The sequence below is a fragment of the Ramlibacter cellulosilyticus genome, assembly GCF_014297465.1.
In the GTDB taxonomy this organism is placed as follows: Bacteria; Pseudomonadota; Gammaproteobacteria; order Burkholderiales; family Burkholderiaceae_C; genus Ramlibacter; species Ramlibacter cellulosilyticus.
In genome coordinates this window covers 65,928-90,809 of record NZ_JACORT010000016.1, presented here as the reverse complement: position 1 = coordinate 90,809, position 24,882 = coordinate 65,928, and the positions used below count along the sequence as shown (strand labels likewise).

Annotated in this window: 21 protein-coding genes; 13 read left to right on the top strand and 8 right to left on the bottom strand. The window is 68.9% G+C overall.

Going from position 1 to position 24,882, the window contains the following annotated elements; translation table 11 throughout:
• Positions 1-25: 25 nt before the first annotated feature.
• From H8N03_RS25300 to H8N03_RS25290, 3 genes are all read right to left on the bottom strand, one after another.
• Positions 26-2,713, bottom strand: coding sequence for an HAD-IC family P-type ATPase (locus H8N03_RS25300; protein ID WP_187079024.1), 2,688 nt, complete (start codon positions 2,711-2,713; stop codon positions 26-28).
• Between the two features lie 13 nt (positions 2,714-2,726).
• Entirely contained in the window at positions 2,727-4,733 is a 2,007-nt protein-coding gene (locus H8N03_RS25295; protein WP_187079023.1) for a peptidase U32 family protein, read from the bottom strand.
• 73 nt (positions 4,734-4,806) lie between these two features.
• Positions 4,807-5,607, bottom strand: coding sequence for an ABC transporter substrate-binding protein (locus H8N03_RS25290; protein WP_187079022.1), 801 nt, complete (start codon positions 5,605-5,607; stop codon positions 4,807-4,809).
• A 141-nt stretch (positions 5,608-5,748) separates the two neighbouring features.
• Between H8N03_RS25290 and H8N03_RS25285 the strand changes: the two genes are divergently transcribed.
• The 3 genes from H8N03_RS25285 to H8N03_RS25275 all read left to right on the top strand — a co-directional run bounded on the left by H8N03_RS25285 (position 5,749) and on the right by H8N03_RS25275 (position 9,489).
• A complete protein-coding gene (locus tag H8N03_RS25285; protein WP_187079031.1) occupies positions 5,749-6,429 on the top strand; it encodes a heparan-alpha-glucosaminide N-acetyltransferase in 681 nt (226 codons plus the stop codon).
• A 140-nt stretch (positions 6,430-6,569) separates the two neighbouring features.
• Positions 6,570-8,999, top strand: a complete 2,430-nt coding sequence (locus H8N03_RS25280; RefSeq protein WP_187079021.1) for a catalase — start codon at positions 6,570-6,572, stop codon at positions 8,997-8,999.
• Between the two features lie 19 nt (positions 9,000-9,018).
• Positions 9,019-9,489, top strand: coding sequence for a hemerythrin domain-containing protein (locus tag H8N03_RS25275; protein WP_354005179.1), 471 nt, complete (start codon positions 9,019-9,021; stop codon positions 9,487-9,489).
• An 85-nt stretch (positions 9,490-9,574) separates the two neighbouring features.
• Here H8N03_RS25275 and H8N03_RS25270 read toward each other — a convergent pair whose 3' ends face one another.
• Genes H8N03_RS25270 through H8N03_RS25250 form a run of 5 tightly spaced genes read right to left on the bottom strand, consistent with a single transcriptional unit; the run spans position 9,575 to position 13,141 of the window.
• Entirely contained in the window at positions 9,575-10,354 is a 780-nt protein-coding gene (locus tag H8N03_RS25270) for a peptidylprolyl isomerase (protein WP_187079019.1), read from the bottom strand.
• 28 nt (positions 10,355-10,382) lie between these two features.
• Entirely contained in the window at positions 10,383-10,673 is a 291-nt protein-coding gene (locus H8N03_RS25265) for a BolA family protein (RefSeq protein WP_187079018.1), read from the bottom strand.
• Positions 10,670-11,224 carry a septation protein A gene (locus H8N03_RS25260; RefSeq protein WP_187079017.1) on the bottom strand — a complete coding sequence of 185 codons (555 nt, stop codon included), beginning with the start codon at positions 11,222-11,224 and terminating at the stop codon, positions 10,670-10,672. Before H8N03_RS25260 ends, H8N03_RS25265 begins: the two co-directional genes overlap by 4 nt.
• 4 nt (positions 11,225-11,228) lie before the next feature.
• Positions 11,229-11,651 (bottom strand): peptide-methionine (R)-S-oxide reductase MsrB, encoded by a 423-nt coding sequence (gene msrB, locus H8N03_RS25255; RefSeq protein ID WP_187079016.1) that lies wholly within the window; start codon positions 11,649-11,651, stop codon positions 11,229-11,231.
• Complete coding sequence (locus H8N03_RS25250) at positions 11,648-13,141, bottom strand: protein adenylyltransferase SelO (protein WP_187079015.1); 1,494 nt, start codon at positions 13,139-13,141, stop codon at positions 11,648-11,650. The genes msrB and H8N03_RS25250 overlap by 4 nt, the downstream gene beginning before the upstream one ends.
• A 122-nt stretch (positions 13,142-13,263) precedes the next feature.
• Here H8N03_RS25250 and H8N03_RS25245 point away from each other — a divergent pair, with 122 nt between their 5' ends.
• The 10 genes from H8N03_RS25245 (at position 13,264) to H8N03_RS25200 (ending at position 24,639) form a co-directional block, all read left to right on the top strand.
• Positions 13,264-13,518, top strand: coding sequence for a hypothetical protein (locus H8N03_RS25245; protein ID WP_187079014.1), 255 nt, complete (start codon positions 13,264-13,266; stop codon positions 13,516-13,518).
• A 35-nt stretch (positions 13,519-13,553) separates the two neighbouring features.
• Positions 13,554-13,964: an N-acetyltransferase gene (locus H8N03_RS25240; RefSeq protein WP_187079013.1), complete on the top strand. Its 411-nt coding sequence runs from the start codon at positions 13,554-13,556 to the stop codon at positions 13,962-13,964.
• A 10-nt stretch (positions 13,965-13,974) separates the two neighbouring features.
• Complete coding sequence (locus H8N03_RS25235; protein ID WP_187079012.1) at positions 13,975-16,509, top strand: ATP-binding response regulator; 2,535 nt, start codon at positions 13,975-13,977, stop codon at positions 16,507-16,509.
• Positions 16,510-16,514: 5 nt separating this feature from the next.
• Entirely contained in the window at positions 16,515-17,684 is a 1,170-nt protein-coding gene (locus H8N03_RS25230) for a hybrid sensor histidine kinase/response regulator (RefSeq protein ID WP_187079011.1), read from the top strand.
• Positions 17,685-17,737: 53 nt separating this feature from the next.
• Positions 17,738-19,366, top strand: coding sequence for a 3-(methylthio)propionyl-CoA ligase (locus H8N03_RS25225; protein ID WP_187079010.1), 1,629 nt, complete (start codon positions 17,738-17,740; stop codon positions 19,364-19,366).
• Between the two features lie 105 nt (positions 19,367-19,471).
• Complete coding sequence (locus tag H8N03_RS25220) at positions 19,472-20,704, top strand: branched-chain amino acid ABC transporter substrate-binding protein (protein ID WP_187079009.1); 1,233 nt, start codon at positions 19,472-19,474, stop codon at positions 20,702-20,704.
• Between the two features lie 105 nt (positions 20,705-20,809).
• A complete protein-coding gene (locus H8N03_RS25215; protein WP_187079008.1) occupies positions 20,810-21,757 on the top strand; it encodes a branched-chain amino acid ABC transporter permease in 948 nt (315 codons plus the stop codon).
• A gap of 70 nt (positions 21,758-21,827) precedes the next feature.
• On the top strand, positions 21,828-23,168 hold the full coding sequence (locus H8N03_RS25210; RefSeq protein WP_187079030.1) for a branched-chain amino acid ABC transporter permease: 1,341 nt from the start codon (positions 21,828-21,830) through the stop codon (positions 23,166-23,168).
• Positions 23,165-23,944, top strand: coding sequence for an ABC transporter ATP-binding protein (locus H8N03_RS25205; RefSeq protein WP_187079007.1), 780 nt, complete (start codon positions 23,165-23,167; stop codon positions 23,942-23,944). Before H8N03_RS25210 ends, H8N03_RS25205 begins: the two co-directional genes overlap by 4 nt.
• Entirely contained in the window at positions 23,944-24,639 is a 696-nt protein-coding gene (locus H8N03_RS25200) for an ABC transporter ATP-binding protein (RefSeq protein WP_187079006.1), read from the top strand. The genes H8N03_RS25205 and H8N03_RS25200 overlap by 1 nt, the downstream gene beginning before the upstream one ends.
• Positions 24,640-24,882: the final 243 nt, after the last annotated feature.

Sequence of the window (24,882 nt, the reverse complement as noted above, 5' to 3'; positions counted from 1 at the left end):
GGGTCCGCTTCCGCTCACCGCCAGCCTACGCGGACTGGATCAGTGACGGCCGCACGCGCCGCAGCAACGCTTTCTCCGCCTCCAGCACGAGCATCAGCACCGCCCCGGTGGCCACGGCCACGGCCATCTGCCCGGCCGAGAGGGGCGCCGTGCCGAACAGCCGGTTCATGACGGGCACGTAGGTCAACGCGAGCTGCACCACGGCGAGCACGCCGATGGCCCAGAGCACGGCCGGCGTGCCCATCGCGCCGCGCCACGTGAGCGAGCGGCCGGCGAGGAAGCGCACGCTGAACAGGTAGCCGATCTCCATCGCGACGAGCGCATTCACGACCAGGGTGCGCGCAGCCTCGAGGCTTTCGCCGCTTGCCAGCATGCCTTGCAGCAGCGCGAGCGTGGCGGCGGCGAACAGCACCGACACCAGCACGATGCGCCACAGCATGAAGCCGGACACCAGCGGCGCCTGCGCGGGGCGCGGCGGCCGCGCCATGACGCCGGGCTCCGCCGGCTCGAAGGCAAGCGACAGGCCCAGGGTGATCTCGGTCACCAGGTTGATCCAGAGCACCTGCGCCGCGGTCATGGGCAAGGTGAGGCCGCCCAGGATGCAGACGATCAGGCCCAGCACTTCACCGCCATTCGTGGGCAGCGTGAAGGCGATCACCTTGCGCACGTTGTCGTAGACGGTGCGTCCCTCGCGCACCGCGTGCACGATGGACGCGAAGTTGTCGTCCAGCAGCACCATCTGCGCCGCCTCCTTGGCCGCCTCCGTGCCCTTGATCCCCATGGCGACGCCCACGTCCGCCTGCTTGAGCGAAGGCGCGTCGTTCACGCCGTCGCCGGTCATGGCCACGATCGCGCCTTGCGCCTGCAGGGCGCGCACGATGCGCAGCTTGTGCTCGGGGCTGGTGCGCGCGAAGACCTGGGCCTCCCGCACGCGTTCCGCGAGGCGCGTTGCCGGCAGCGCATCGAGCTGCGCGCCCGTGAGAGCCAGCGGCGCGTCCGCGAGATGCAGCTGGCGGGCGATCGCCGTCGCCGTGGCGGCGTGGTCGCCGGTGATCATCTTGACCTCGATGCCGGCGTCGCGGCACTCGGCGATGGCCTGCAGCGCCTCCTCGCGCGGCGGGTCCTGGAAGGCCACCAGCCCGAGGCAGGACACGCCTTGCTCGAGGTCCGCGAACTCCAGGCGGGCGCGTCCCGCCGGCAGTTCCTTCGCGCCGAAACCCAGCAGGCGTTCGCCGGCCGACGCGGCGTCGTGCAGTCCCCGCTCCCAGCGCGCGAGCTGCGCCGGCGGCACCTGCGCCATCGCGAGGATGCGCTCGGGCGCCCCCTTGACGAACACCACGGTCTCGCCGCCGGGCCCGCGGTGCAGCGTGGCCATGAAACGGTGCGCGGCATCGAACGGGATCGCATCCACGCGCGGCCACTCGGCGCGCGCGTGCTCCGCGTCCAGGCCGGCGCGAGCGCCCAGGGCGAGCAGCGCGCCTTCCATGGGATCGCCGACGACCGCCCATTGGGCTCCACGCTGCTGCAGCCGGGCGTCGTTGCACAACAGGGCGCAGCGCAGCAGGGGCAGTGCTTCGGCCAGCGCCGCCGCGTCGTCCTCGCCATGCGCGCTGCGCAAGGCGCCGCGCGGGCCGTAGCCTTCGCCTTCTGCGAGCAGCGTCCGCGTCGGCGCGAGCACGCGCCGCGCCGCCATCTCGTTGCGCGTCAGCGTGCCGGTCTTGTCGGTGCAGATGACGGAGGTGGCGCCCAGTGTCTCCACCGCGGGCAGCCGCCGGATCACGGCGTTGTGCGACGCCATGCGCTGCACGCCGATGGCCAGGGTGATGGTGATCACGGCGGGCAGGCCTTCGGGGATGACGCTGACCGCGATCGCCACCACGGCCAGCAGCGCGTCCACGAGGGGCCAGCCGCGCAGGGCAACGGCGTACAGCAGGAGCACGACCGAGGCGGCGAGCACGAACAGGGCGAAGAAGCGGCCGAAGCGGTCCACCTGCCGCAGCAGGGGCGTGCCGTTGTCCTCCACGGAGGACAGCAGCCTGCCGATGCGGCCGAGTTCGGTGCGCTCGCCCGTCGCGACCACGACGCCGCTCGCCTGGCCCGCTGCCACCAGGGTCCCGGAGAACGCCATGCTGTGGCGGTCGCCCAGCGGGGCGTCGTGCGCCGCGGGCGCGTCGTGCTTCTGTGCCGCGACGGACTCGCCGGTGAGCAGTGCCTCGTCCACCAGCAGCCCGCGCGCGCGCAGCAGCCGCAGGTCGGCCGGCACGCGGTCGCCGGCTTCGAGCAGCACCACGTCGCCGGGGATCAGGTCGGCCACCGGCACGCTGAGCCGCTCGCCGTCGCGCAGCACGTGCGCGCGCGGCGACACCAGGCTGCGGATCGCGGCCAGCGCCCGTTCGGCCTTGCCTTCCTGCAGGAAGCCGACGACCGCGTTCACCGCGACCACCGCTGCGATCACGCTCGCATCGAGCACGTGTCCCAGGATGGCGGCGAGCACGGCGGCCGCGAGCAGCACGTAGATCAGCGTGCTGTGGAACTGCGCGAGGAATCGCACGAGGGGGTGGCGCTCCGGCTGCGGCGGCAGGGCGTTGGGCCCGTGCAGCGCCAGCCGGCGGCTGGCCTCGGGGGCGCTCAGGCCATGGCTGCGGCTGTCCAGGGCGGCGAGCACCTCGTCGCCGGTGCGAGCATGCCAATGCGAGCCGGCGGCGCCCTCCATCGGCAGCGGTCGCTCAGGCCTGCGGGACGGGCTTGCGCGGACGCGTGCGGTAGAACTGCATCGGCACGGCCTGCGCCTCGCGGCGCTGCTCGTTCAGCACGGATTTCTTCATGCGGCCCACCACGTGCATCTCGCAGGGCTTGCAGTCGAAGCGCAGGGTGAGCTTCTCGCTGCCGTTGATCAACTGCAGCGGCTCCGCCTTGATGGTGCCCTTCACGCCGACGACGCCCTTGGCCTGCTTGGGGCACAGGCTCATGGACCAGCGCACGCAGTGCTTGGTGATCATGAGGCTGACCTCGCCTTCCTCCTCGTGGCTCTCGTAGGCCGCGCCGATCACCTGCACGCCGTGCTTCGCGTAGAAGTCGTGCGCCTTCTGGTTGAAGACGTTGGCGAGGTAGGTGAGGGTGTCCTCCGGGTAAGGCACCGGCGGCTCCACGGGTGTGCCGCGCTGGGGGCGCTCGTAGCCGGCGGCGCGGGCCGCCTCCAGCGACGCCACCGCATCGCGCCGCAAGGCGTTGACCAGGGAGGGCGGCACGAACCAGGGCTGCGCCAGTTCCAGCTGCAGGTCGAGCGGCGTGAAGATGGTGTTGCCGAAGCGGCCCAGGTGCTCGCGCAGGGCGGCGAGCGCCTTGTCGCCGTCGCGGGCCGCCTCCTTGGCGAAGGGCGCGGACGCTGCGCCGACGTAGCCGTCCTCGTCGGTCAGGCGCAGCGCGAAGCCGTCAGGCGTCTCCGCCAGCGTGGCCCACAGGCCGATGCGGCGGTCGCTGGACTTCTTCTCCAGCGTGCGCACCCAGTCCATGTCGCGGTTGCGGTTCAGGCGCGTGCCCTTGCGCAGGTCGCGCATGCCGGCGATGGGGTCCTTGGGCCAGACTCTCCACGCCCCGAGCTTCGCGGCGGGTTCCGCCCGGTTGATCGCCACGCCCACCAGTTCCTTCTGCAGGTCGTAGTAGCAGAGGCCGTCCCCGTTGTGCAGCAGCGCCTGCGGTTCGTCGAGCTCCAGCTCGATGGAATCGGCGTTGACCTTCGTCACCCAGCCGATGGGGCGGCCCGGGTTCTTGGGCGAGTCCATCGCGGCGATGTCGTCCTGCCGGCCGTTGACGAAGTAGTCGGTGAACTCGCGGTTGAAGTTCTGGTCCGGGTCGGGCGTGAAGGTGAAGGTCGTGCGGCCGCTGGACGCGCGCGCCAGCGGGAATTCGGAGCCTTCGCGGTCCTCGATCAGCTGGTCGAACAGCTTGCGGTAGTGGGCCGTGATGTTCTTCACGTAGCCCATGTCCTTGTAGCGGCCCTCGATCTTGAAGCTGCGCACGCCGGCATCCACCAGCGCCGCCAGGTTGGCGCTCTGGTTGTTGTCCTTCATCGAGAGCACGTGCTTGTCGTGCGCGACGAAGCGGCCCTGGCTGTCCACCACGTGGTAGGGCAGGCGGCAGGCCTGGGAGCAGTCGCCCCGGTTCGCGCTGCGGCCCGTGTGCGCATGGCTGATGTAGCACTGGCCCGAGTAGGCCACGCACAGCGCGCCGTGGATGAAGAACTCCACCTTGCAGCGCTGCGGGTCGAGTGCGTCGTGGATGTCCTTGATCTGTTCCAGCGTGAGCTCGCGCGCCAGCACCATCTGCGAGAAGCCCACGTCCTGCAGGAACTTCGCCTTCTCGACGGTGCGGATGTCCGTCTGCGTGCTCGCGTGCAGCTGGATGGGCGGCAGGTCGAGTTCCAGCAGGCCCATGTCCTGGATGATCAGGACGTCGGCACCGGCGTCGTAGACGTCCCAGGCCATGCGGCGCGCGGCCTCGAGCTCGTCGTCGCGCAGGATCGTGTTGTGCGTGACGAAGATGCGGCTGCCGAAGCGATGCGCGTGCTTCGCGAGGCGCTCGATGTCCTGCACCGAGTTGCTGGCCGACACGCGCGCGCCGAAGTCGGGCCCGCCGATGTAGACGGCGTCGGCGCCGTGGTTGATCGCCTCGATGCCGATGTCGGCATCGCGGGCCGGCGCGAGCAGCTCGAGCTGGTGGTAGAGGAGGGACATGGGAGGGCGGGATTTTACCGGCCGCCCCTCCGGAGCGCCGCCGCCGGGTGAAAGGCCGACGGCAGAGCAACGCTCACGCGCGTGGCGGCGCCACGGCCGCGCCCTGGATGCCGTGGCGCTGCAGCGCCTGGGCGACGAAGCCGGACGCCTTCATCTCCTCGATGTACGCGCTCAGCCAGGCCTGCGCGGCGGTGCGGCCCTTGGGCACGCCCATCGCCTGCTCGATCACCATGAAGCGCCCGGGCAGCAGGCGCACGCCGCCCACGCGGCGGGCATCCATTTCCAGCTGCTGCTTCACGCCCGCCGCGACCTCCAGGTTCTGCTCCAGGAAGCGGTCGACGACCTCCGGCGAGGTCGGCACGCGCACCAGCGAGGCCGCCTTGATCTCGCGCGTGAGGTAGAGGTCGTAGGCGCTGCCGCGGCCGACGGCGATCCGCGTTCCGGGCCGGTCCACGTCCTCGTTGCGGCGCAGGGGCGAAGCCTCGCGCACGGCATACGCGCCTTCGATGATCACGTAGGGCGCCGTGTATTCCATGTCCGCGGCGCGCACCGGGTCGATGGCGACGAAGGCCAGGTCCACCTGGCGCGCCTTGATGGCCTCCACGGTGTTGCCGGCGGAGGTGAACGGGACGAGCTCGATGGGCAGCTCCAGCCTGCGCGCGGCTTCGCGCGCCAGGTCGACCGAGACGCCGCGTGGGCCGTCGGCGCCGCGCGCGGCGAGAATCGGATTGCCGAAGTTGATGGCCGCCCGCAGCTTGCCCGTGGATCCCAGTTCCGCGCGTGCCGCACCGGCCGAAGGCTTCCCCGGCGTGCCGCAGCCTGCCAGCAGCCCGGCGGCCCCCATCGCACAGAACCCGCGTCGCGTGACCGTCATCGCATCTCCTTGGACCAACGTTCGCGGGATTGGAGCGAAGCGCCCCGCCTGCGTCAACCGTGGCGGCCCTAAACTCCGCGCGTGCCCGCCACCCCCCGCTACGACCGCATCGACGCCTTGCGAGGCGCCGCCATCGTCTGGATGACGGTGTTCCACTTCTGCTTCGACCTGAACTACTTCGGCTGGATCCGGCAGAACTTCCTCTACGACCCGTTCTGGACCACGCAGCGCACGGCGATCGTCAGCCTGTTCCTGTTCTGCGCCGGCCTCGGGCAGTCCGTGGCGCATGCGCAGGGGCAGGGGTGGCCGCGCTTCTGGCGGCGCTGGGCGCAGGTCGCGGGCTGCGCCCTGCTGGTGACGGCCGGGTCGGCGCTCATGTTCCCGGACAGCTTCATCTACTTCGGCGTGCTGCACGGCATCGCGGTGATGCTGGTGATCGTGCGGCTCACGGCCGGCTGGGGGCAGTGGCTCTGGCTCGCCGGCGCGATCGCCATCGTGCTGCCGCGTTTCGCGTTGCCCGTGCACGTCCACTTCGGCAACCTCGGCTGGCTCAACACGCCGTGGCTCAACTGGATCGGCTTCGTCTCCATGAAGCCGGTGACGCAGGACTACGTGCCGCTGCTGCCGTGGCTGGGCGCGATGTGGTGGGGGATGGCAGCGGGCCAGCTGCTGCTGCGCCGGGCACCGCAAGTGCTGCAGGGGCGGATCCCGCGCGCCTTCGCACCGCTCGCGTGGATGGGGCGCTGGAGCCTCAGCTGGTACATGCTGCACCAGCCGCTGCTGATCGGCGTGCTGGCCCTGGTGCAGCCATTCCGCGGCTGAGCAGCCAAGCTCATCGGGCGAATGCTATCGGCCCGATAGGGCGTCATAGCACGCGCCATCAGCATCCGCCTACAAGCGAGTGCGTGGGCGGCCCTTACGGTGTCGGACGGCAATGTCGCCGCTTCCGAACGCTTGCACCCATGCCCAAGACCCCCAAGGCCCCCGCGCCCCCGAAGAAGGCCGCCGCCAAGGCTGCCGCGCGCAACACCGACAGCGGCCCCGCGGAGCTTCCCGGGGGCGCACCCGCCGACGCCGCAGCCCGCAAGATGGCGGACACGCAGGCGATGGCCGCGGCGATGCAGAACCAAGAGCAGAAGGCCGCCGAACACGGCTTCGCGAACGGCGTGCAGCCGATCGCGGGTGCGGTGGTCGAACCGCCGTCGCGCCTGCCTGGCGCCAGCACCTTGTCCGAGGCGAACAGCTCCGACAAGACCGGCACCGAAGCCCTCGACGGCCAGAACCACACGATCGACACCCTCGACCGCGTGCGCGTCGACTCCACCGGCCGCGCCATGACGACCAACCAGGGCGTGCTGGTGGCGGACAACCAGAACTCGCTCAAGTACGGCGTGCGCGGCCCCGCCCTGCTGGAGGACTTCATCCTCCGCGAGAAGATCACGCACTTCGACCACGAGCGCATCCCCGAGCGCATCGTGCACGCGCGCGGCTCCGGCGCGCACGGCTTCTTCGAGGCCTACGCGCCGCTCACGCAGTACACGAAGGCGGCGCCGTTCCAGGCCAAGGGCAAGCGCACGCCGGTGTTCGTGCGCTTCTCCACCGTGCAGGGCGCGCGCGGCTCGAAGGACACGGCGCGCGACGTCCGCGGCTTCGCCGTGAAGTTCTACACCGACGAGGGCAACTGGGACCTCGTGGGCAACAACATCCCCGTGTTCTTCATCCAGGACGCGATGAAGTTCCCCGACCTCGTGCACGCGGTGAAGCCCGAGCCGCACCACCACATGCCCGAAGCCGCGAGCGCGCACGACACCTTCTGGGACTTCGTGTCGCTGATGCCGGAATCCACGCACATGCTGATGTGGGTGATGAGCGACCGCGCCATCCCGCGCAGCTTCGCCACGATGCAGGGCTTCGGCGTGCACACCTTCCGGCTGGTCAACGAGCAGGGCGAGTCGCGCTTCTGCAAGTTCCACTGGACGCCGCTCGCCGGCACGCACTCGCTGGTGTGGGACGAGGCGGTGAAGATCTCCGGCGCCGACCCGGACTACCACCGCCGCGACCTGTGGGAGCGCATCGAGTCGGGCAACTACCCCGAGTACGAGCTGGGCGTGCAGGTCTTCACCGAGGAAGAGGCGGACCGGTACAGCTTCGACATCCTCGATGCGACCAAGATCGTGCCCGAGGAGATGGTGCCGATCCTGCCGGTCGGCCGCATGGTCCTGAACCGCAATCCCGACAACTTCTTCGCCGAGACCGAGCAGGTGGCCTTCTGCACCGCGCAGGTGATCCCCGGCATCGACTTCAGCAACGACCCGCTGCTGGCGGGGCGCATCCACTCCTATGTCGACACGCAGATCTCCCGCCTGGGCGGGCCGAACTTCCACGAGATCCCGATCAATTCGCCGGTCGTGCAGGTCCACAACAACCAGCGCGACGGCATGCACCGGCAGGCCATCCACCGGGGCCGCGTGGCTTACGAGCCCAACTCGCTGGCCGGCGGCTGCCCCTTCCAGGCCGGTGCGGCACAGGGCTTCGTGAGCGTGCCCGCGCGCATCCAGGCCAAGGAGGAACAGGGCAAGGTGCGCGCCAAGCCGGAGAAGTTCGCCGACCACTACACGCAGGCGACGCTGTTCTACGAGAGCCAGACGCCGGTGGAGCAGGTCCACATCGCCAATGCCTTCCGCTTCGAGCTGAGCAAGGTGACCGTGCCGGCGATCCGCGAACGCATGGTCGCGGGCCTGCGCAACGCGTCCGAGCAGCTCGCGAAGATGGTGGCGGACGGCCTGGGCATGGACCCGATGCCCGATCCGCTGCCGCGCGCGCTGCCGAACCCGCCGCAGCCCGAGGTGATGAAGTCGCCGCCGCTGTCGCTGCTGTCGCGGCCCGGGCAGGCGCCCCTCATGGGACGCAAGGTGGCGATGCTGGTGGCGCCCGGCGTGGTCGCCGGGCCGCTGCTGCGGCTGCAGGAGGCGCTGCTCGCGCAGGGCGTGGTGGGCCGGTTCGTCGGCTCGCGCATCGGCGGCTTCGAGACCGCGTCGGGCGACGTGGTGCAGGCCGACGCCTCGCTGGAGAACGAGCCGGGCTTCCTGTTCGACGCGCTCGTGCTGCCGGACGGCGACGAAGCGGTGGCCGCGCTCGCGCAGGACGGCCACACGGCGGAATGGATCAAGGACCAGTTCCGCCACTGCAAGACCATCCTGGCCATGGGCGCCTCGCGCAAGCTGCTCACGCAGGCGGGCATCCCCATCGCCATGGACAAGAGCCTGGCGCAGGGCGGCACCGGCCTCATCGTCGTCGACGGCGACGCGGCGGAAGCGGGCCTGGAAGCCTTCGTGCAGGCCCTCGCCAAGCACCGCCACTTCGGCCGGGAAATGGACCCGCCGCTCGTCTGAACCCAGGGAAGGAATGACCATGACCGAACTTGCCATGAAGGACGCCTGCGAACTGCTGGACGCCGACCACATCGCCGTGAAGCACCTGTTCGTCGAGTACGCGCGCCAGGCGATGGCCGCGCCGAAGGAGCAGGGCGACCGGCCGGTGCTCGCGCAGCGCATCTGCCAGGAGCTGACCGTGCACGCGCAGATCGAGGAGGAGATCTTCTATCCGGCGCTGCGCGGCGCGATCGGGGCCGACGACCTGCTGGACGAAGCCGTGGCGGAACACCAGCAGGCCAAGGACCTCATCGCGCGCATCCAGGGCCTGCAGGCGGCGGACCCCACGATGGACGACCTCGTGAGCGAGCTGGCCCGCGTCATCGAGCACCACGTGAAGGAGGAGCGCGAGGACCTCTTCACCAAGGCCCGCGCGAGCAGCGTGGACCTGGTGGCGCTGGGGGAGAGGCTGAAGGCGCGGCAGGAGGAGTTGATGGGGCAGCCGGCCTGAGCTTGCTGGGGTGCGCTTCGCGCAACCCAGCCTACAAACGCGAAGCGGCCCATGTGGGCCGCTTTTCAATGGAAGATCGGCAGGATCACTCGATCTTCGCGTTCTTCCGCAGCCCTTCCTGGAACTGCGCCAGCTTCTGCTGCTGCAGCTGCTGCGCGATCTGCGGGCGCACTTCCTCGAGCTTGGGCAGCTGCGCTTCGCGGATGTCGTCGACGCGGATCACGTGCCAGCCGAACTGGGACTTCACCGGGGCGGCGGTGGTCTCGCCCTTCTTCAGCTTGATCATGGCCTCGGCGAACTCCGGCACGTAGCTGGCCGCGGTCGCCCAGTCCAGGTCGCCGCCGTTGGCGCCGGACCCCGGGTCCTTGGACTGCTTCTTGGCGAGGTCCTCGAACTTCGCGCCCTTCTTCAGGTCGGCGATGAGCTTCTTCGCGTCCTCTTCCTTCTCCACCAGGATGTGGCGCGCCTTGTATTCCTTGCCGCCGTTGGCCGCGACGAACTTGTCGTATTCGGCCTTGATCTCGGCGTCGGTGACCGGGTTGTTCTTCTGGTAGTCGGCGAAGAGCTCGCGGATCAGGATGGTCTGGCGGGCCAGCTCCATCTGCGCCTTGTAGTCGTCGGTGGCGTCGAGGCCGCGCTTGGACGCTTCCTGCAGGAAGATCTCGCGGGCGATGACCTCGTCCTTCAGCTGGCCTTCCATCTCCTTGCCGACGGGGCGGCCGGCCTTCGCGAGCTGCGCGGCCAGCATGTCGACGCGCGCCTTGGGCACCGGCTTGCCGTTGACGATGGCGACGTTCTGCGCGGCGGCGGGCATGGCGATGCCGACGAAGGCCGCGGCAAGCGCGGTCAGGAGGACTTTCTTCATGGGATTTCCCTTGGGAACGGAATCTGGGTCAGGTTTCGGCGCTCTCGATCGCCAGCGCGTGGACGCCGTGGTCGCGGTCGATATAGTCGCGCAGGGCATCATACACAAGGCGATGGCAGGCCACCCGCGGGCGGCCGGCGAACGCCGGAGATGCGATGCGCACGCGGAAATGCGTGCCGGCGCCGGTGCCGTCCTGGCCCGCATGCCCGAGGTGGGCCGCGCTTTCGTCCAGGACTTCGAGGCGCGTGGGCGCGAGCCGCTCCTGCAGCCGCGCGCGCAATGCCTCCGCGGTGATGCCGGTCCCGGTGGCGGCGCTCACGAGTCGCCCGCCTCGGCGCCCTTCGTGTCCTTCATGTAGCGGCCCAGGTACAGCGCCTGGCCGACGATGAAGACCGCCATCAGGCCCAGCCCGCCGAACAGCTTGAAGTTCACCCAGGTATTGGTGTCGAAGTTGTACGCGACCCAGAGGTTCAGGACGCCCATCACCGCGAAGAAGCCGGTCCAGCTCCAGCTCATGGCGCGCCACGCGTTGTCCGGCAGCTCCAGCTGCGTGCCCATGAGGGACCTCAGCAGGTTCTTGCGGAAGACCAGCAGGCCCACGGCGAGCGCCGCGCCCATCAGCCAGTACAGCACGGTCGGCTTCCACTTGATGAAGGTCTCGTCGTGGGCCAGGATCGTCGCGCCGCCGAACAGGACGATGATCCCCAGGCTCAGCCACTGCATCGGCTCGATCTTGCCGGTGGAGTACCGCAGCCAGGCGATCTGTGCGATGGTCGCCACGATGGCGACGGCGGTGGCGACATAGATGCCCCACAGCTTGAACGCCACGAAGAACAGGGCGATGGGGAAGAAGTCGAGCAGCAGTTTCATGCGTTCAGGCCTTGCCTTCGGGGTGGAAATCGAGCGAGGCCGAGTTCATGCAGTAGCGCAGCCCGGTGGGCTCCGGGCCGTCGGGGAACACGTGGCCGAGGTGCGCGCCGCATTCGGCGCAGACGGTCTCGACGCGGATCATGCCGTGGCTGGTGTCCCGGATCTCCTTGATCGCGCCGGGAATCGCCTGGGAGAAGCTGGGCCAGCCGCAGCCCGCGTCGAACTTGGTGTCCGAGTCGAACAGCTTGGCTCCGCAGCAGATGCAGTGGTAGCTGCCGTCCGCCCACACGCGCTCGTACTTGCCGCTGAAGGGGCGCTCGGTGGCGGCATGGCGGGTGACCTGGAAGGCGCCGGGCTCCGCGCCCTTTTCGGCCAGGAGGGCCTTCCATTCCGCGTCGGTTTTCCGGATGCGATAGTCGTCGTTCATGAAGAGCAGCTGATCTCGATGTGGGCGGCCCAGTCGGGCGGGAAGCCGGCCTTGTCCTCGTGGCCCGGATGTTCGTCGAAGGGCGACTGGACGAGGCTCAGCAGCGCTTCGACTTCGGAAAAGTCCCCGAGTTTCGCCTGCCGGATGGCCAGTTCGCACAAATGGTTGCGCAGGACGTACTTCGGGTTGGTGCGCAGCATGCGCTGTCCGGCCTCGGCCCGGCCGTCAGGCAGGCGCGCCTCGTACTGTGAGACCCAGCCGTCGAAGCCGGGGCGGTCGAGGAACAGGTCGCGCACCGGCGCCAGTTCGCTCCCGGCCACGAACGCCGACAGCCGCCGCCAGAAAACCGGGTAGTCGACGCGGTCGGCCGCGAGCAGCGTGAGGATGCCTTCCACGAGCTGGCGGTCTCCCGGCTGCTCGTCCACCAGGCCCAGCTTGTCGCGCATGCGCGACTCCAGCTCCCGCGGGAACGAGGCCTGGTACGGTTCCAGCGCGGCCAGGGCCAGCTCCTGGTCCCCGATCAGCGGGAGCAGGGCCTGTCCGAGGCAGAACAGGTTCCAGTACGCGACGTTCGGCTGCCGGTTGTACGCATAGCGGCCCGTCTCGTCGCTGTGGTTGCAGATGTGGTTGGGCACGAAGGCATCGAGGAACTGGAACGGGCCGTAGTCGATGGTGAGCCCCAGCATGCTCATGTTGTCCGTGTTCATCACGCCGTGGCAGAAGCCGACCGCCTGCCACTGCGCCACCATCGCCGCGGTCCGCGCACTCACCTGCTCGAGCAGGTTGGCATACGGGTTGCCGGCGAGCGCTTCGCTGCCGCGCACGTGCGGGTAGAAGGTGTCGATCACGTAGTCGGCCAGCTGGCGCAGCTCCTCCTCCTGCCCGCGCGCGGAGAAGTGCTCGAAGTGGCCGAAGCGCACGAAGCTCGGGGCCACGCGCGTGACGACCGAGGCCGTCTCGATCTCCTCGCGGCGCACGGGTTGCGGCGAGCCCGTGACGAGGAGGGCGCGCGTCGTCGGGACGCCGAGTCCCTGCATCGCTTCGGAGCACAGGTACTCCCGTATGCTGGAACGCAACACCGCGCGCCCGTCGCCCATGCGCGAATAAGGCGTGCGGCCGGCGCCCTTCAGCTGCAGCTCCTGCACGCCCGCCGGCGTCTCCACGCCCCCGAGCAGGATGGCGCGGCCGTCGCCGAGCTGGCCTGCCCACACGCCGAACTGGTGCCCGCTGTACACCGTGGCGAGCGGCCGGCTGCCCGCAGGCAGCGCGTTGCCGGTGAATGCGGCGACCGCTTCCGGCGTGGCGAGCAGGTCCGCGTCCAGGCCGAGTTCGGCCGCGAGGCTGCGGTTGAGGGAAACGAGGTGGGGCTGCGGCAGCGGGGTGGGGCGCAGCTCCGTGTAGAACGAAGAGCCCAGCGCGGCGAAGCCGTGGCGCCAGGCGGGGCCGAGTTCGATGGGGGCATCGGCCTCGGCGGCAAGGGCTTGATGCATGCGCCATTGTCCGCCGGGCGCGTCATCCCGTGGTCCTTAGGGGAAAGGCTTACTCGCCGAGGCTGGTCCCTGCGCCGGATAATGACCGCATCGGAGTACAGGTTATCAGAGGGAGGAAACCAGTGAGCGACTTTTCCGGGATGGAGCATTCGTTTGCCTTGCCGTCGGCCACGGCGGAACTGCAAGGCGGCCTGGCGGATCTCCGCCAACGCAGCTACGACGTCAAGCTCGAAGAAATCGAATTCCGCAGGCTCCACGCCGCCGACGAACTCCAGGCGATCCACAAGCTGCGATCCGAGATCCAGCTCCCGGGGAAGGCGCTGGCCGACCCCGGATTCCTGACCCGCGAAAAAAAAGAGACCGCGAAGGGTTGGTAGGCGCTTTCGAGTGGAATGACGACTTCATCGGGACCATGCGGTTCCTGCCCATGGGCAAGGGCCTGAGCCCGGTCGAAGCCATGTTGCGCGAACGCGGCGCCCACCACCTGGCCACTCCCGGCAACTGGGAATTCGGCAGGCTGGTCCTCGATCCGGCGTATCGCGCGGGCCCGGAGCTCCTGGGCAAATGCGTGTTCCTCGCCGTCTCCCACCTCGCACGCGAGTTCACCACCGGCTACGCCTTCGCCTCCTGTACCCCCGTGCTCAGTCGCCTCTACCGCCGCTTCGGGTTCTCGGTCATCGCCAACGACGTGCGGGTGCCCGGCGAGGAGAAGCCCTACCACCTGATCCAGGCTGCCGTGTCCGACGTGCTCGAGACCTCGGCCTCCACCGATGCCGAGCGCCGCCTGGCCCGCGAGCTCGCCCGCCAGCCGCTTGCCGCGTGAGGAGGGTGACATGACCATGACGCACATCGCCTCCCTGCTGCTCGCGCCCTTCCGCAGGCTGTACGGCTACTACACGACCTACCACGGCCACGGCCGCCCGCTGCTGAAGTACATCGGCATCATCGGCGCGCTCACGTACCTCACCTTCTACCTGATCCGGTTCACCAAGCCGAATCCCAAGCCCTTCGACGACATCGGGCTGCGCCTGATGGTGATCACGCTGTTCACGCTGCTGGCGCTGCGGGACCACTGGCCGGAGAAGCTGCGGAAGTACTACCTGCCGTACTCGTACGCGGCGCTCATCGTGACCATGCCGTTCTTCAACGTGTACTTCTCGCTGGAGCGGGGAGGCGGCGTGCCGTCGATGTCCAACTGCTTCATCGCCCTGAGCTTCCTGGTGATGCTGACGGACTGGCGCAACACGATCGCGATGCTGGTGGTCGGCATCACGGCGGCAGCGAGCCTCTTCTTCAGCCTCCACCCGGGCGGCCGCTGGCCGCCGGACATGCTGGCGCAGATCCCCGCCTACCTGATCGTGCTGATCGGCGGCGGCGCCTTCAAGCTGTCGGAGAAGCAGATCGACAGCGAGAAGTCGCGCCTGGCCGCGGCCCTGGCGGGCTCCATCGCGCACGAGATGCGCAACCCGCTCAGCCGGATCTCGTATGCCCTCGAGAAGATGCAGGCGCTGCTGGCGCGGCCCAAGGTCGTCCCGGCCGGCGGGCGCATCCTCGAGACCGAGCAGCTGGACGCGCTCGCGCGCCACCTGTCCGACAGCGAGGTCGCGGTGCGCCGCGGCCTCCAGGTGATCTCGATGACGCTCGACGGCGTCAGCAACAAGCCGATGGACGCCTCCAGCTTCCGCTACCTCTCGGCCGCCGAGGTCGTGCACAAGGCGATCGAGGAGTACGGCTACGACAGCGACGAGGACCGCGACCGCGTGAACGTGGTGGTCAAGGACGACTTCACCTTCCGCGGCGACGAGACGGCCTACCTGTTCGTGCTGTTCAACCTGGTCAAGAACGCGCTGTTCTATTCCGCCGCCTTCCCGCGTACCCGCATCACCATCACGGTGGGCGGCCAGCAGGTGCGGGTGCACGACACGGGCCCCGGCATCGCGCCCCAGGTGCTCAAGGGCCTGTTCGAGGTGTTCCGCTCCGTCGGCAAGGCCGGCGGCACCGGCCTGGGCCTGGCGTACTGCCAGCGGGTGATGCAGGCCTTCGGCGGCAGCATCCAGTGCACCTCGGCGCTCGGGGAGTTCACCGAATTCACGATGGCGTTCCCGCCGGTGAGCGAGCAGGAGCGCGAGCAGCACCGCCTCGACACCATCGCGCAGGCGCGGACCGCGCTGGCGGGCAAGCGCATCCTGATCGTCGAGGACGACGACCTGCAGCGCGCCATGACGCGCCAGAAGCTGGGCCCGATCGCACTCACCAGCGAGCTCGAGGAGGCGCCGGACGGGCAGTCCGCGCTGCGGATGCTGGACGAGCGCAAGTTCGACATCGTGCTGCTGGACCTGCGCATGCCGGGACTCGACGGGTACGCGGTCGCGGAGAAGATCCGCGCCGGCGGCGCGAACAAGGACGCACTGATCGTCGCCTACAGCAGCGAGCCGGCGCACCTGGCCAGGTACCGCGCCACGCAGTCCGGCATGGACCATTTCGTCAGCAAGCCGTGCGCGCAGCTGCCGCTGCTCGCGGCGCTGCAACACGTCACGCGCCGGCCCTTTGCTGCGGGCGCCACGGCGGCCGGGCGCCTGGCCGGGCGCCACATCCTGGTGGCCGACGACAGCGCGTTCAACCGCAAGGCCATCGCCGCGCACCTGCGCAACGCCGCCGCCATCGTCATCGAGGTCGAGCACGGCGGCGCCGTGCTGGAGCAGCTCCATGCGCAGGAAGGCATCCACGCGGTGATCGTCGACCTGCACATGCCCGGCATGGACGGCCTCGAGACGGCCCGTGCCATTCGCAGCGCCCGCGAACCGTGGTCGGGCGTGCCGATCGTGGCGATGACGGCGCGTTCCGACGAACCGGCGGTGGCGGCGGCCACGGCCGCGGGCATGAACGGCTTCCTGGTCAAGCCCGTGGACGCGATGGTGCTCTACGACACGCTCGGCCGCCTGATGTCCGGCGGCAGCGCCGTGGCGCAGCCGGCGCCCGTGGCCCAGGCCGCGGGGACCCAGGGCGAGCAGGGCCTCCTGAACCTCCAGCGGCTGGAAAGCTACCGCCGCCTCGGCATGCTGGAGGAACTGCTGAACGACTACCTGCCGGAAATGGAGCGGCTGGTGGTCACGTTGCGCGAGGCCGTCGAAGGCGCCGACGTGCAGGGCAGCATAGCCGCGCTCCACTCGCTCCTCGGCATGAGCGGCGAAGCGGGTGCGCAGGCCCTGTACCAGCACGTGCGCAAGCTGTACGTGCCGCTGCTGGAGCAGGGCGAGTGGCCGACGGGGCACCAGTGGCTGCCGCAGCTGCAGGCGCTCGCGCGCCGGACCGAGGAAGCGCTGCGGGCATACTGTGACCAGCAGACGCGTTCCGGCACTCTCTCCTGAGGACCATGCAGTTCGAGCTTTCCGGCGAAAACCCTTCCATCCTCTTCGTCGACGACGAACCCACCTCCCGGAAGTGGTTCGCCCTGGAGTTCGGGGATGAATTCACCGTCGTGACCGCCGGCAGCGCCGACGAGGCGCTGCAGATCCTCGGCGACCGCAGCGGCGAGTTCGGCGTGCTGGTCACCGACTACCGCATGCCGCAGCGGGACGGCATGAAGCTGCTGCGCGCGGTGCAGCGCGACTTCCGGCACGTGATCCGGCTGCTGGCGACCGCGTACGCCGAGAAGGACGTGGCCATCGCCGCGGTGAACCAGGGCAAGGTGCTGCGCATCCTGGAGAAGCCGCTCGACGGCGAATCCACCCGCGAGGCGCTGCGCGAGGCCCTGTCCGTGTACCGCGCGCAGGCGCTGGAGCGGATGGTGAACGAGGGCCGCGTGGCGGCCCTGCGCGAGGCGCTCGGCTTCCTCGCGCACGAGCTGAACACGCCCCTGGCCACCGTGCGCGGCTACGTGGGATCGGTCGCCGCGCGCTACGTGCCGCCGGCCGAGGGCGCCCCGGCGGGCGTCGCGCAGTTCACCGAGGAGTATCCGGGCGAGCTGGTGACGGCGCTGGAGCGCGCCGAGCGCCGGGCGCTCTATTGCCAGTCGCTCGTGTCCACCTTCGTGCAGTCCGCGCGCGATGCCTATCCCGACGCGGTGCCGCAGTCCATCACGGCGAGCAGCCTCGTCGAGGCCCTGCTGGACGAGTTCCCCTTCGAGGAGAACGAGCGCGGCTGCGTGACGCTGGACGTGCGCCACGATTTCCGGCTGCCGGGCCGCCGCGACCTGCTGTACCTCGTGCTGTGCACGCTGGCCAAGAACGCCCTGATCGCGCTGCGCGGCCGCCCCGACGCACGCCTCTGGCTCGAGGTGGATTCCAGCACCGAGCAGGCGGCCGGCCGGCGCGCCTGGATCCGGGTGCGGGACAACGGCCCCGGCATCCCGCCGGAAGTGCTCGCCAAGCTGACGAAGGAGCCGGTGACCACCCGCGGCGCCTCGGGCGGCAGCGGCATGGGCCTGATGTTCTGCCAGCGCGTGATGCAGGCCATCGGCGGCGGGATCGAGGTGCATTCCACCCTGGGCGAAGGCACCATGGTGACGCTGTACTTCCAGCCTCTCGGGTCGGCCCCGAGCTGAATCGCGCCCGTCCGGGTTTAGCATCGCCCCCAGCATTTCCGAGGAGAACAACGATGCTGGGCCTGATGCAGAACCAACCGCTGCTGATTTCTTCGCTGATCGAGCACGCCGACCGCCACCATGGCGACGGCGAGATCGTCTCGCGGCGCGTCGAGGGCGACATCCACCGCTACCGCTGGAGCGACGTGGCCCGCCGCGCGCGCCAGGTGGCCAACGCGCTGGACGGGATGCAGCTGCTGTTCTCCGACCGCGTGGCCACGCTCGCCTGGAACGGCTACCGCCACCTCGAGCTGTACTTCGGCGTCAGCGGCTCCGGCCGCGTGCTGCACACGATCAACCCGCGCCTGCACCCCGAGCAGATCGCCTGGATCGCCAACCACGCCGAAGACCAGGTCCTGTGCTTCGACATGACCTTCCTGCCGCTGGTGCAGGCGGTGCACGCCAGGTGCCCCGGCATCCGCCAGTACGTGGCGCTGTGCGACGAGGACAGGCTGCCCAGGGACAGCGGCGTGCCCAACCTCGTGAGCTACGAGTCCTGGATCGGCGGACAGCCGACCACGTACGCGTGGCCGTCCTTCGACGAGAACTCCGCTTCGAGCATGTGCTACACGAGCGGCACCACCGGCAACCCGAAGGCCGCGCTCTACAGCCACCGCTCCACCATCCTGCACGCCTATGCCGCCGCGCTGCCGGACGTCATGTCCCTGTCCGCGCGCGATTCCGTGCTGCCCGTGGTGCCGATGTTCCACGTCAACGCGTGGGGCATCCCGTATTCCGCGGCGCTCACCGGCTGCAAGCTGGTGTTCCCCGGTGGTGCGCTCGACGGCAAGTCCGTGTACGACCTGGTGGAGCAGGAGCAGGTCACCTTCGCGGCGGGCGTGCCCACCGTGTGGCAGATGCTCCTGGGGCACATGAAGCAGAACGGCCTGCGCTTCACCGCGCTGAAGCGGACGGTGATCGGCGGCTCGGCCTGCCCGCCGGCCATGATCGACGCCTTCCGCGAGGAGCACGGCGTGGACGTGCTGCATGCCTGGGGCATGACGGAGATGAGCCCGCTCGGCACCCTGTGCACGCTGAAGAACAAGCACCTGGCGCTGCCCCCCGCCGAGCAGATGAAGATCCGCCTGAAGCAGGGCCGCGCCATCTTCGGCGTCGACATGAAGATCGTGGGCGACGACGGCCAGGAGCTGCCCTGGGACGGCAAGACCTACGGCGACCTGCACGTGAAGGGGCCCTGGATCGTGCGCGAGTACTTCAAGGGCGAGGGCGGCGACCCGCTGGTGAACGGGTGGTTCCCCACGGGCGACGTGGCCACCATCGACGCCGACGGCTACATGCAGATCACCGACCGCAGCAAGGACGTGATCAAGTCCGGCGGCGAGTGGATCAGCTCGATCGACATCGAGAACATCGCCATGGCGCACCCGGCGGTGCAGATGGCGGCCTGCGTGGGCATGCGGCACCCGAAGTGGGACGAGCGCCCCATCGTCGCGGTGGTGAAGAAGCCGGGCATGGACGTCAGCCGCGAGGAGCTGCTCAAGTTCTACGAAGGCAAGATCGCCAAGTGGCAGGTGCCCGACGACGTGGTGTTCGTCGAGGCCATTCCCCTCGGGGCGACCGGGAAGATGCTGAAGACCCGGCTGCGGGAGCAACTCAAGGACTACAAGCTGCCCTCGGCTTGAGTTCCCGTGTCACATGTGCGGCAGCTTAGGGGCAATCCCTGAGCGCTGCGCTGCACCATTACTTGTACCCTGCGCGCTGTCGTTGCACACCACAGGAGACAGGCAATGAAGTTCACGCTCAAGATCGTCGTCGCGGGTGCGGTGCTGGCAGCCGCCGGCGGCGCCTTCGCGCAGAAGGGCGAGACGGTCCGCATCGCGTTCATGGACCCGCTGTCGGGCCCGTTCGCCAACGTCGGCCAGAACCAGCTGAAAAGCTGGCAGTTCGCCGCCGAGAAGCTGTCGGGCCGCAACCCCGCCGGCGTGAAGTTCGAGGTGGTCGGCTTCGACAACAAGGGATCCCCGCAGGAGAGCCTCAACACGCTCAAGGCGGCCATCGACCAGGGCTTCCGCTACATCACGCAGGGCAACGGCTCGGGCGCGGGGCTCGCGCTGCTGGACGCCGTCTCCAAGTACAACGAGCGGAATCCGGGCAAGGAGGTGGTCTACCTGAACTACGCGGCCGTCGACCCCGCGATGACCAACGAGAAGTGCGACTACTGGCATTTCCGCCTGGACGCCGACACCTCCATGAAGATGGAGGCGCTGACCTCGTTCATGAAGGACCAGCCGAGCGTCAAGAAGGTCTACGTGATCGGCCAGAACTACTCGCACGGCCAGCAGGTCGCGAAGTACTTCAAGGACGCCATCAAGCGCAAGCGCCCCGACGTGCAGATCGTCGGCGAGGACCTGCACCCGATCGGCCAGGTCAAGGACTTCGCGCCGTACGTCGCGAAGATCAAGCAGTCGGGCGCCGACAGCGTGCTCACCGGCAACTGGGGCCAGGACCTCACGCTGCTGGTGAAGGCGATGAACGACGCGGGCCTGAAGATCCCGATGTACACCTACTACGCCGGCGTGACCGGCACTCCCACCGCGCTCGCGGGCGGCGGCGACAGCGAGGTGTACGTGGTGGCGTACGGGCACGCCAACCACACCGGCGAGCTGGGCCAGATGGGCGCCGAGTTCCACAAGAAGTTCAACGACGACTACTACACCTATGCCACCTACAACGGCATCAACCTGCTGGGGGCCGCGATGGCCAGGGCGAAGAGCACCAACCCGGTAGCCGTGGCGCGCGCCATGGAAGGGCTCACGGTCAAGAGCTTCGCCGGCGACGTGACCATGCGCGCGGCCGACCACCAGCTGCAGCAGTCGATGTTCATCACGAAGTGGCAGAAGGCGAAGAAGGGCGAGTACAGCGTGGAGAACACGGGCTACACCTTCGTTCCGATCAAGCAGATGGATCCGTACGTCTCCAGCACGCCCACCAGCTGCCAGATGAAGCGGCCGGCGGGCTGAGGCCGCGCGACGCGAGCAGCCGGGGCCGTCAGCGTCCCCGGCTTTTTTTTGCGTGCCGCTCCGGCAGAATGCGGCAGGCTCACCAAGAGAACAGAAACGACGCGAATGGAGTTCTTCACCATCTCGCTGCTGAACGGCATCAGCTACGGGCTGCTGCTGTTCATGCTCAGCTCCGGGCTCACGCTGATCTTCAGCATGATGGGCGTCCTCAACTTCGCGCACGCGAGCTTCTACATGCTCGGCGCCTATTTCGCGTACACGGTGGCGCAGCTGGTGGGCTTCTTCCCCGCCCTGGTGATCGCGCCGCTGCTGGTGGCGCTCATCGGCGCCTTGTTCGAGAAGTACGCGCTGCGCCGGGTGCACAAGTTCGGGCACGTGCCCGAGCTGCTGATCACCTTCGGGCTGTCCTTCATCATCCTGGAGATGGTGCAGCTCGTGTGGGGCACGAGCTCGGTGGACTACCGCGTGCCGGACGTGCTCGATGGCCCGCTCTTCACGATCTACGGCACGCAGTTCCCGATGTATCGCGCCTTCATGATGCTGGTGGCGCTGCTGATGCTGGTGGCCATCTGGCTGCTGCTCACGCGCACGCGCATCGGGCTGGTGATCCAGGCCGCGCTGACGCATCCCGAGACGGTGGAGGCGCTGGGCCACAACGTGCCGCGCGTGTTCATGCTGGTCTTCGGCGGCGGCTGCGCGCTGGCGGCGCTGGCGGGCGTGATCGGGGGGAATGCCTTCGTCACGGAGCCCGGCATGGCCGCCACGGTGGGATCGGTGATCTTCGTGGTCGTGGTGGTGGGCGGCATGGGCTCGCTCGCTGGCGCCTTCGTCGCTTCGCTGCTGATCGGCGTCATCCAGACCTTCGCCGTCGGCGTGGACGCCTCTCTCATGGGCGCCTTCCAGTCCCTCGGGATGGCCGTCACGCCGGAGAGCCCGGGCTACACGCTGTGGAAGCTGAAGATCAGCCAGATCGCGCCGATCCTGCCCTACGTGTTCCTGGTGCTGATCCTGATCTTCCGGCCCAAGGGTCTTCTGGGCACGCGGGAGGGCTGACGTGAGCACCCTGTCGAACATCGAGCCCGGCTCGGAAGCCGAACGCGAGAACCGCCGCGCGGGCGTGCCCATGGACCTGCCGGCCGCCGTGCCGTCGCGCGTGCCCGCGCGAGGCGGCTCGCGCAGGGACTTCTACGAGTTCCGGCCCTACAACGTCGGGCGCTGGGTGGTGTGGGGCGCCTTCGCGCTGCTGCTGCTCGTGGCGCCCCTCGTCTTCACCACCAGCCTGGCGCACACGATGCTGAGCCAGATGGGGATCGCGATCATCGTCTGCCTCTCGTACAACATGCTGCTCGGCCAGGGCGGCATGCTCAGTTTCGGCCATGCGGTGTATTCCGGCATGGGCGCCTTCCTCGCGATCCATACGCTGAACCTCGTCTCCAAGGGGGCCTGGGCGGTGCCCGTCAGCCTCATCCCGCTGGTGGGCGGCGCCGCGTCCGCGCTGTTCGCGGTGGCCTTCGGGTACGTCACGACGAAGAAGGCGGCCACGCCTTTCGCGATGATCACGCTGGGCATCGGCGAGCTCGTGTGGGCCTCGGCCCTCATGTTCCCGGAGTTCTTCGGCGGCGAGGGCGGCATCTCCGGCAACCGGGTCACGGGCCCGAAGCCGCTGGGCATCACCTTCGGCCCGCAGGTCCAGCTCTACTACCTCATCGCGGTCTACACGTTCGTCTGCACCGCCGCGATGTTCGCCTTCACGCGCACGCCGCTCGGCCGCATCATCAACGCCGTGCGCGACAACCCGGAGCGGGTGGAGTTCATCGGCTACGACACCCAGAAGGTGCGCTACATCGTGTTCATCCTCTCCGCCTTCTTCGCCGGCATCTCCGGCGGGCTGGCGGCGCTGAACTTCGAGATCGTCACTTCGGAAGTGGTGAGCGCTCCGCGCTCGGGCGCCTACCTGCTGTTCACGTTCCTCGGCGGCGCCACCTTCTTCTTCGGCCCGATCATCGGCGGCGTGCTCATGGTGCTCGCGTTCGTGCTGCTGTCCGAATTCACCAAGGCCTGGCTGCTGTACCTCGGGCTCGTGTTCCTGTTCATGGTGATGTACGCCCCCGGCGGCATCGCGAGCCTGATCATGATGAACCTGCGCGTCGCGTCCTTCGGGCGGCTGAAGGAGGTCTGGGTGAGTTACCTGGCGCTGGCCGTCACCGCGCTCGTCGCGCTCGTGGGCGCTGGCGCCATGATCGAGATGGTCTACCACCTGAAGCTCAATTCCGCCCTCGGGCCGAAGCTGCATTTCCTGGGCATCCCGCTGGACGCCCATGGCGTGAACAGCTGGTTCGGCGCCGGCTTCGTGCTGCTGACGGGCCTGGGCCTGTTCGAGGCTTCGCGCCGCCAGTTCCTGCGGCAGTGGGGCGACATCCAGGAATTCATCGAGAAGGAAATCAAGCGGAGGGAGACGCTGTGACCGGCACCACGCCCGCGCTGGAACTGAAGGACGTGCGCAAGAGCTTCGGCCGCACGGAGATCATCCGCGGCTGCAACCTGCAGGTCGCCGCCGGCGAACGGGTGGCGGTCATCGGCCCGAACGGCGCCGGCAAGTCGACGCTGTTCAACCTGGTCAGCGGCCGCTTCGCGCCCACGAGCGGGCAGGTGCTGCTGCACGGACAGCGCATCGACGGCAAGAAGCCCTTCGAGATCAACCGGCTCGGCCTGTCGCGCAGCTTCCAGATCACCAACATCTTCCCCAAGCTGTCGGTGTTCGAGAACCTGCGCTGCGGCGTGCTGTGGAGCCTGGGCTACAAGTACACCTTCCTGCGCTTCCTGGCCGACCTGCACGACGCGAACGAGCGCGCCGAGCAGCTCATGGAGCGCATCCGCCTGCACAAGAAGCGCGACGTGCTGGCCGGCAACCTCACCTACGCGGAGCAGCGCGCGCTGGAAGTCGGCATCACGATCGCCGGCGGCGCCAGCGTGATCCTGCTGGACGAGCCCACGGCGGGCATGAGCCGCGAGGAGACCCGGCGCTTCATCGACCTGATCAAGGAAGTGACCGTGGGCAAGACCCTGCTGACGGTCGAGCACGACATGGGCGTGGTGTTCGGCCTCGCCGACAAGATCGCGGTGGTGGTGTACGGCGAGATCATCGCCTTCGACACGCCCGAGCGGGTCCGCGCCAACCAGAAGGTGCAGGAAGCCTATCTCGGCTCGGTCGTCGCCGCGCAGCAGGAAGGAGGCCACTGATGCTGCAAGTCGCCAACCTGCACGCCTTCTACGGCAAGAGCCACGTCCTGCACGGCGTGGAGTTCGACGTCCGCGCTGGCGAGATCGTGGCGCTGCTCGGACGCAACGGCTCCGGCCGCTCCACGACCGCCAAGGCCATCATGGGCATGGTGGAGAGCACCGGCAGCGTGCACTGGAAGGGCCAGGAAATCCAGGGCCGCAAGCCCTACGAGATCGCGCACCTCGGCCTGGGCTACGTGCCGGAGAACCGGGACATCTTCCCCAAGCTCACCGTGCACCAGAACCTGATGCTCGGCCAGAAGAGCGCGAAGCAGAAGGGCCGCTGGGGCTTCGACGACATGTACGGCATGTTCCCGCGGCTGAAGGAGCGGCAGCACACCGAAGCGGGCGTGCTCTCCGGCGGCGAACAGCAGATGCTGACCCTGTGCCGCACGCTCATGGGCGACCCGGACCTGATCATCATCGACGAGCCCACCGAGGGCCTCGCGCCCAAGATCGTGGAACTCGTGGGCGAGTACCTGAAGAAGCTCAAGTCGCGCGGCGTCTCGGTGCTGCTGATCGAGCAGAAGCTCACCATCGCCATGGCGATCTCGGACCGGGCGCTGGTGATGGGGCACGGCAGCATCGTGTTCCACGGCACGCCGGACACGCTGTGGGCGGATGCGTACATCCGCAAGGAGTGGCTGGAGGTCTGAGGTCCATCGGTGGGGTTCGCTGCGCTCACCTTCCGCGGCTTCGCCGCGCCACCCTACCAGCGGCACGCTGCCCGTCGTAGGGTGGCGGCGCGGCAGCGCCGGAAGGTGAGCGCAGCGAACCCCACCGCTTACCGCCGCGCTGGAGTTGCGCGCTCGCTTGTGATAGACCTCTGCCCAGTTTTGTCCCACCTGTGACATGAGGCGCGGGTGGAAGGCTCTTCCCCCTCTAGAATCGCCAAAAGC

What these genes read in the sequence shown, in the direction of transcription:
- H8N03_RS25300 (WP_187079024.1), bottom strand. Translation starts at nt 2,713, where the DNA reads ATGGAGGGCGCCGCCGGCTCGCATTGGCATGCTCGCACCGGCGACGAG.
- H8N03_RS25295 (WP_187079023.1), bottom strand. Translation starts at nt 4,733, where the DNA reads ATGTCCCTCCTCTACCACCAGCTCGAGCTGCTCGCGCCGGCCCGCGAT.
- H8N03_RS25290 (WP_187079022.1), bottom strand. Translation starts at nt 5,607, where the DNA reads ATGACGGTCACGCGACGCGGGTTCTGTGCGATGGGGGCCGCCGGGCTG.
- H8N03_RS25285 (WP_187079031.1), top strand. Translation starts at nt 5,749, where the DNA reads ATGACGGTGTTCCACTTCTGCTTCGACCTGAACTACTTCGGCTGGATC.
- H8N03_RS25280 (WP_187079021.1), top strand. Translation starts at nt 6,570, where the DNA reads ATGCCCAAGACCCCCAAGGCCCCCGCGCCCCCGAAGAAGGCCGCCGCC.
- H8N03_RS25275 (WP_354005179.1), top strand. Translation starts at nt 9,019, where the DNA reads ATGACCGAACTTGCCATGAAGGACGCCTGCGAACTGCTGGACGCCGAC.
- H8N03_RS25270 (WP_187079019.1), bottom strand. Translation starts at nt 10,354, where the DNA reads ATGAAGAAAGTCCTCCTGACCGCGCTTGCCGCGGCCTTCGTCGGCATC.
- H8N03_RS25260 (WP_187079017.1), bottom strand. Translation starts at nt 11,224, where the DNA reads ATGAAACTGCTGCTCGACTTCTTCCCCATCGCCCTGTTCTTCGTGGCG.
- msrB (WP_187079016.1), bottom strand. Translation starts at nt 11,651, where the DNA reads ATGAACGACGACTATCGCATCCGGAAAACCGACGCGGAATGGAAGGCC.
- H8N03_RS25250 (WP_187079015.1), bottom strand. Translation starts at nt 13,141, where the DNA reads ATGCATCAAGCCCTTGCCGCCGAGGCCGATGCCCCCATCGAACTCGGC.
- H8N03_RS25240 (WP_187079013.1), top strand. Translation starts at nt 13,554, where the DNA reads ATGCGGTTCCTGCCCATGGGCAAGGGCCTGAGCCCGGTCGAAGCCATG.
- H8N03_RS25235 (WP_187079012.1), top strand. Translation starts at nt 13,975, where the DNA reads ATGACCATGACGCACATCGCCTCCCTGCTGCTCGCGCCCTTCCGCAGG.
- H8N03_RS25230 (WP_187079011.1), top strand. Translation starts at nt 16,515, where the DNA reads ATGCAGTTCGAGCTTTCCGGCGAAAACCCTTCCATCCTCTTCGTCGAC.
- H8N03_RS25225 (WP_187079010.1), top strand. Translation starts at nt 17,738, where the DNA reads ATGCTGGGCCTGATGCAGAACCAACCGCTGCTGATTTCTTCGCTGATC.
- H8N03_RS25220 (WP_187079009.1), top strand. Translation starts at nt 19,472, where the DNA reads ATGAAGTTCACGCTCAAGATCGTCGTCGCGGGTGCGGTGCTGGCAGCC.
- H8N03_RS25215 (WP_187079008.1), top strand. Translation starts at nt 20,810, where the DNA reads ATGGAGTTCTTCACCATCTCGCTGCTGAACGGCATCAGCTACGGGCTG.
- H8N03_RS25210 (WP_187079030.1), top strand. Translation starts at nt 21,828, where the DNA reads ATGGACCTGCCGGCCGCCGTGCCGTCGCGCGTGCCCGCGCGAGGCGGC.
- H8N03_RS25200 (WP_187079006.1), top strand. Translation starts at nt 23,944, where the DNA reads ATGCTGCAAGTCGCCAACCTGCACGCCTTCTACGGCAAGAGCCACGTC.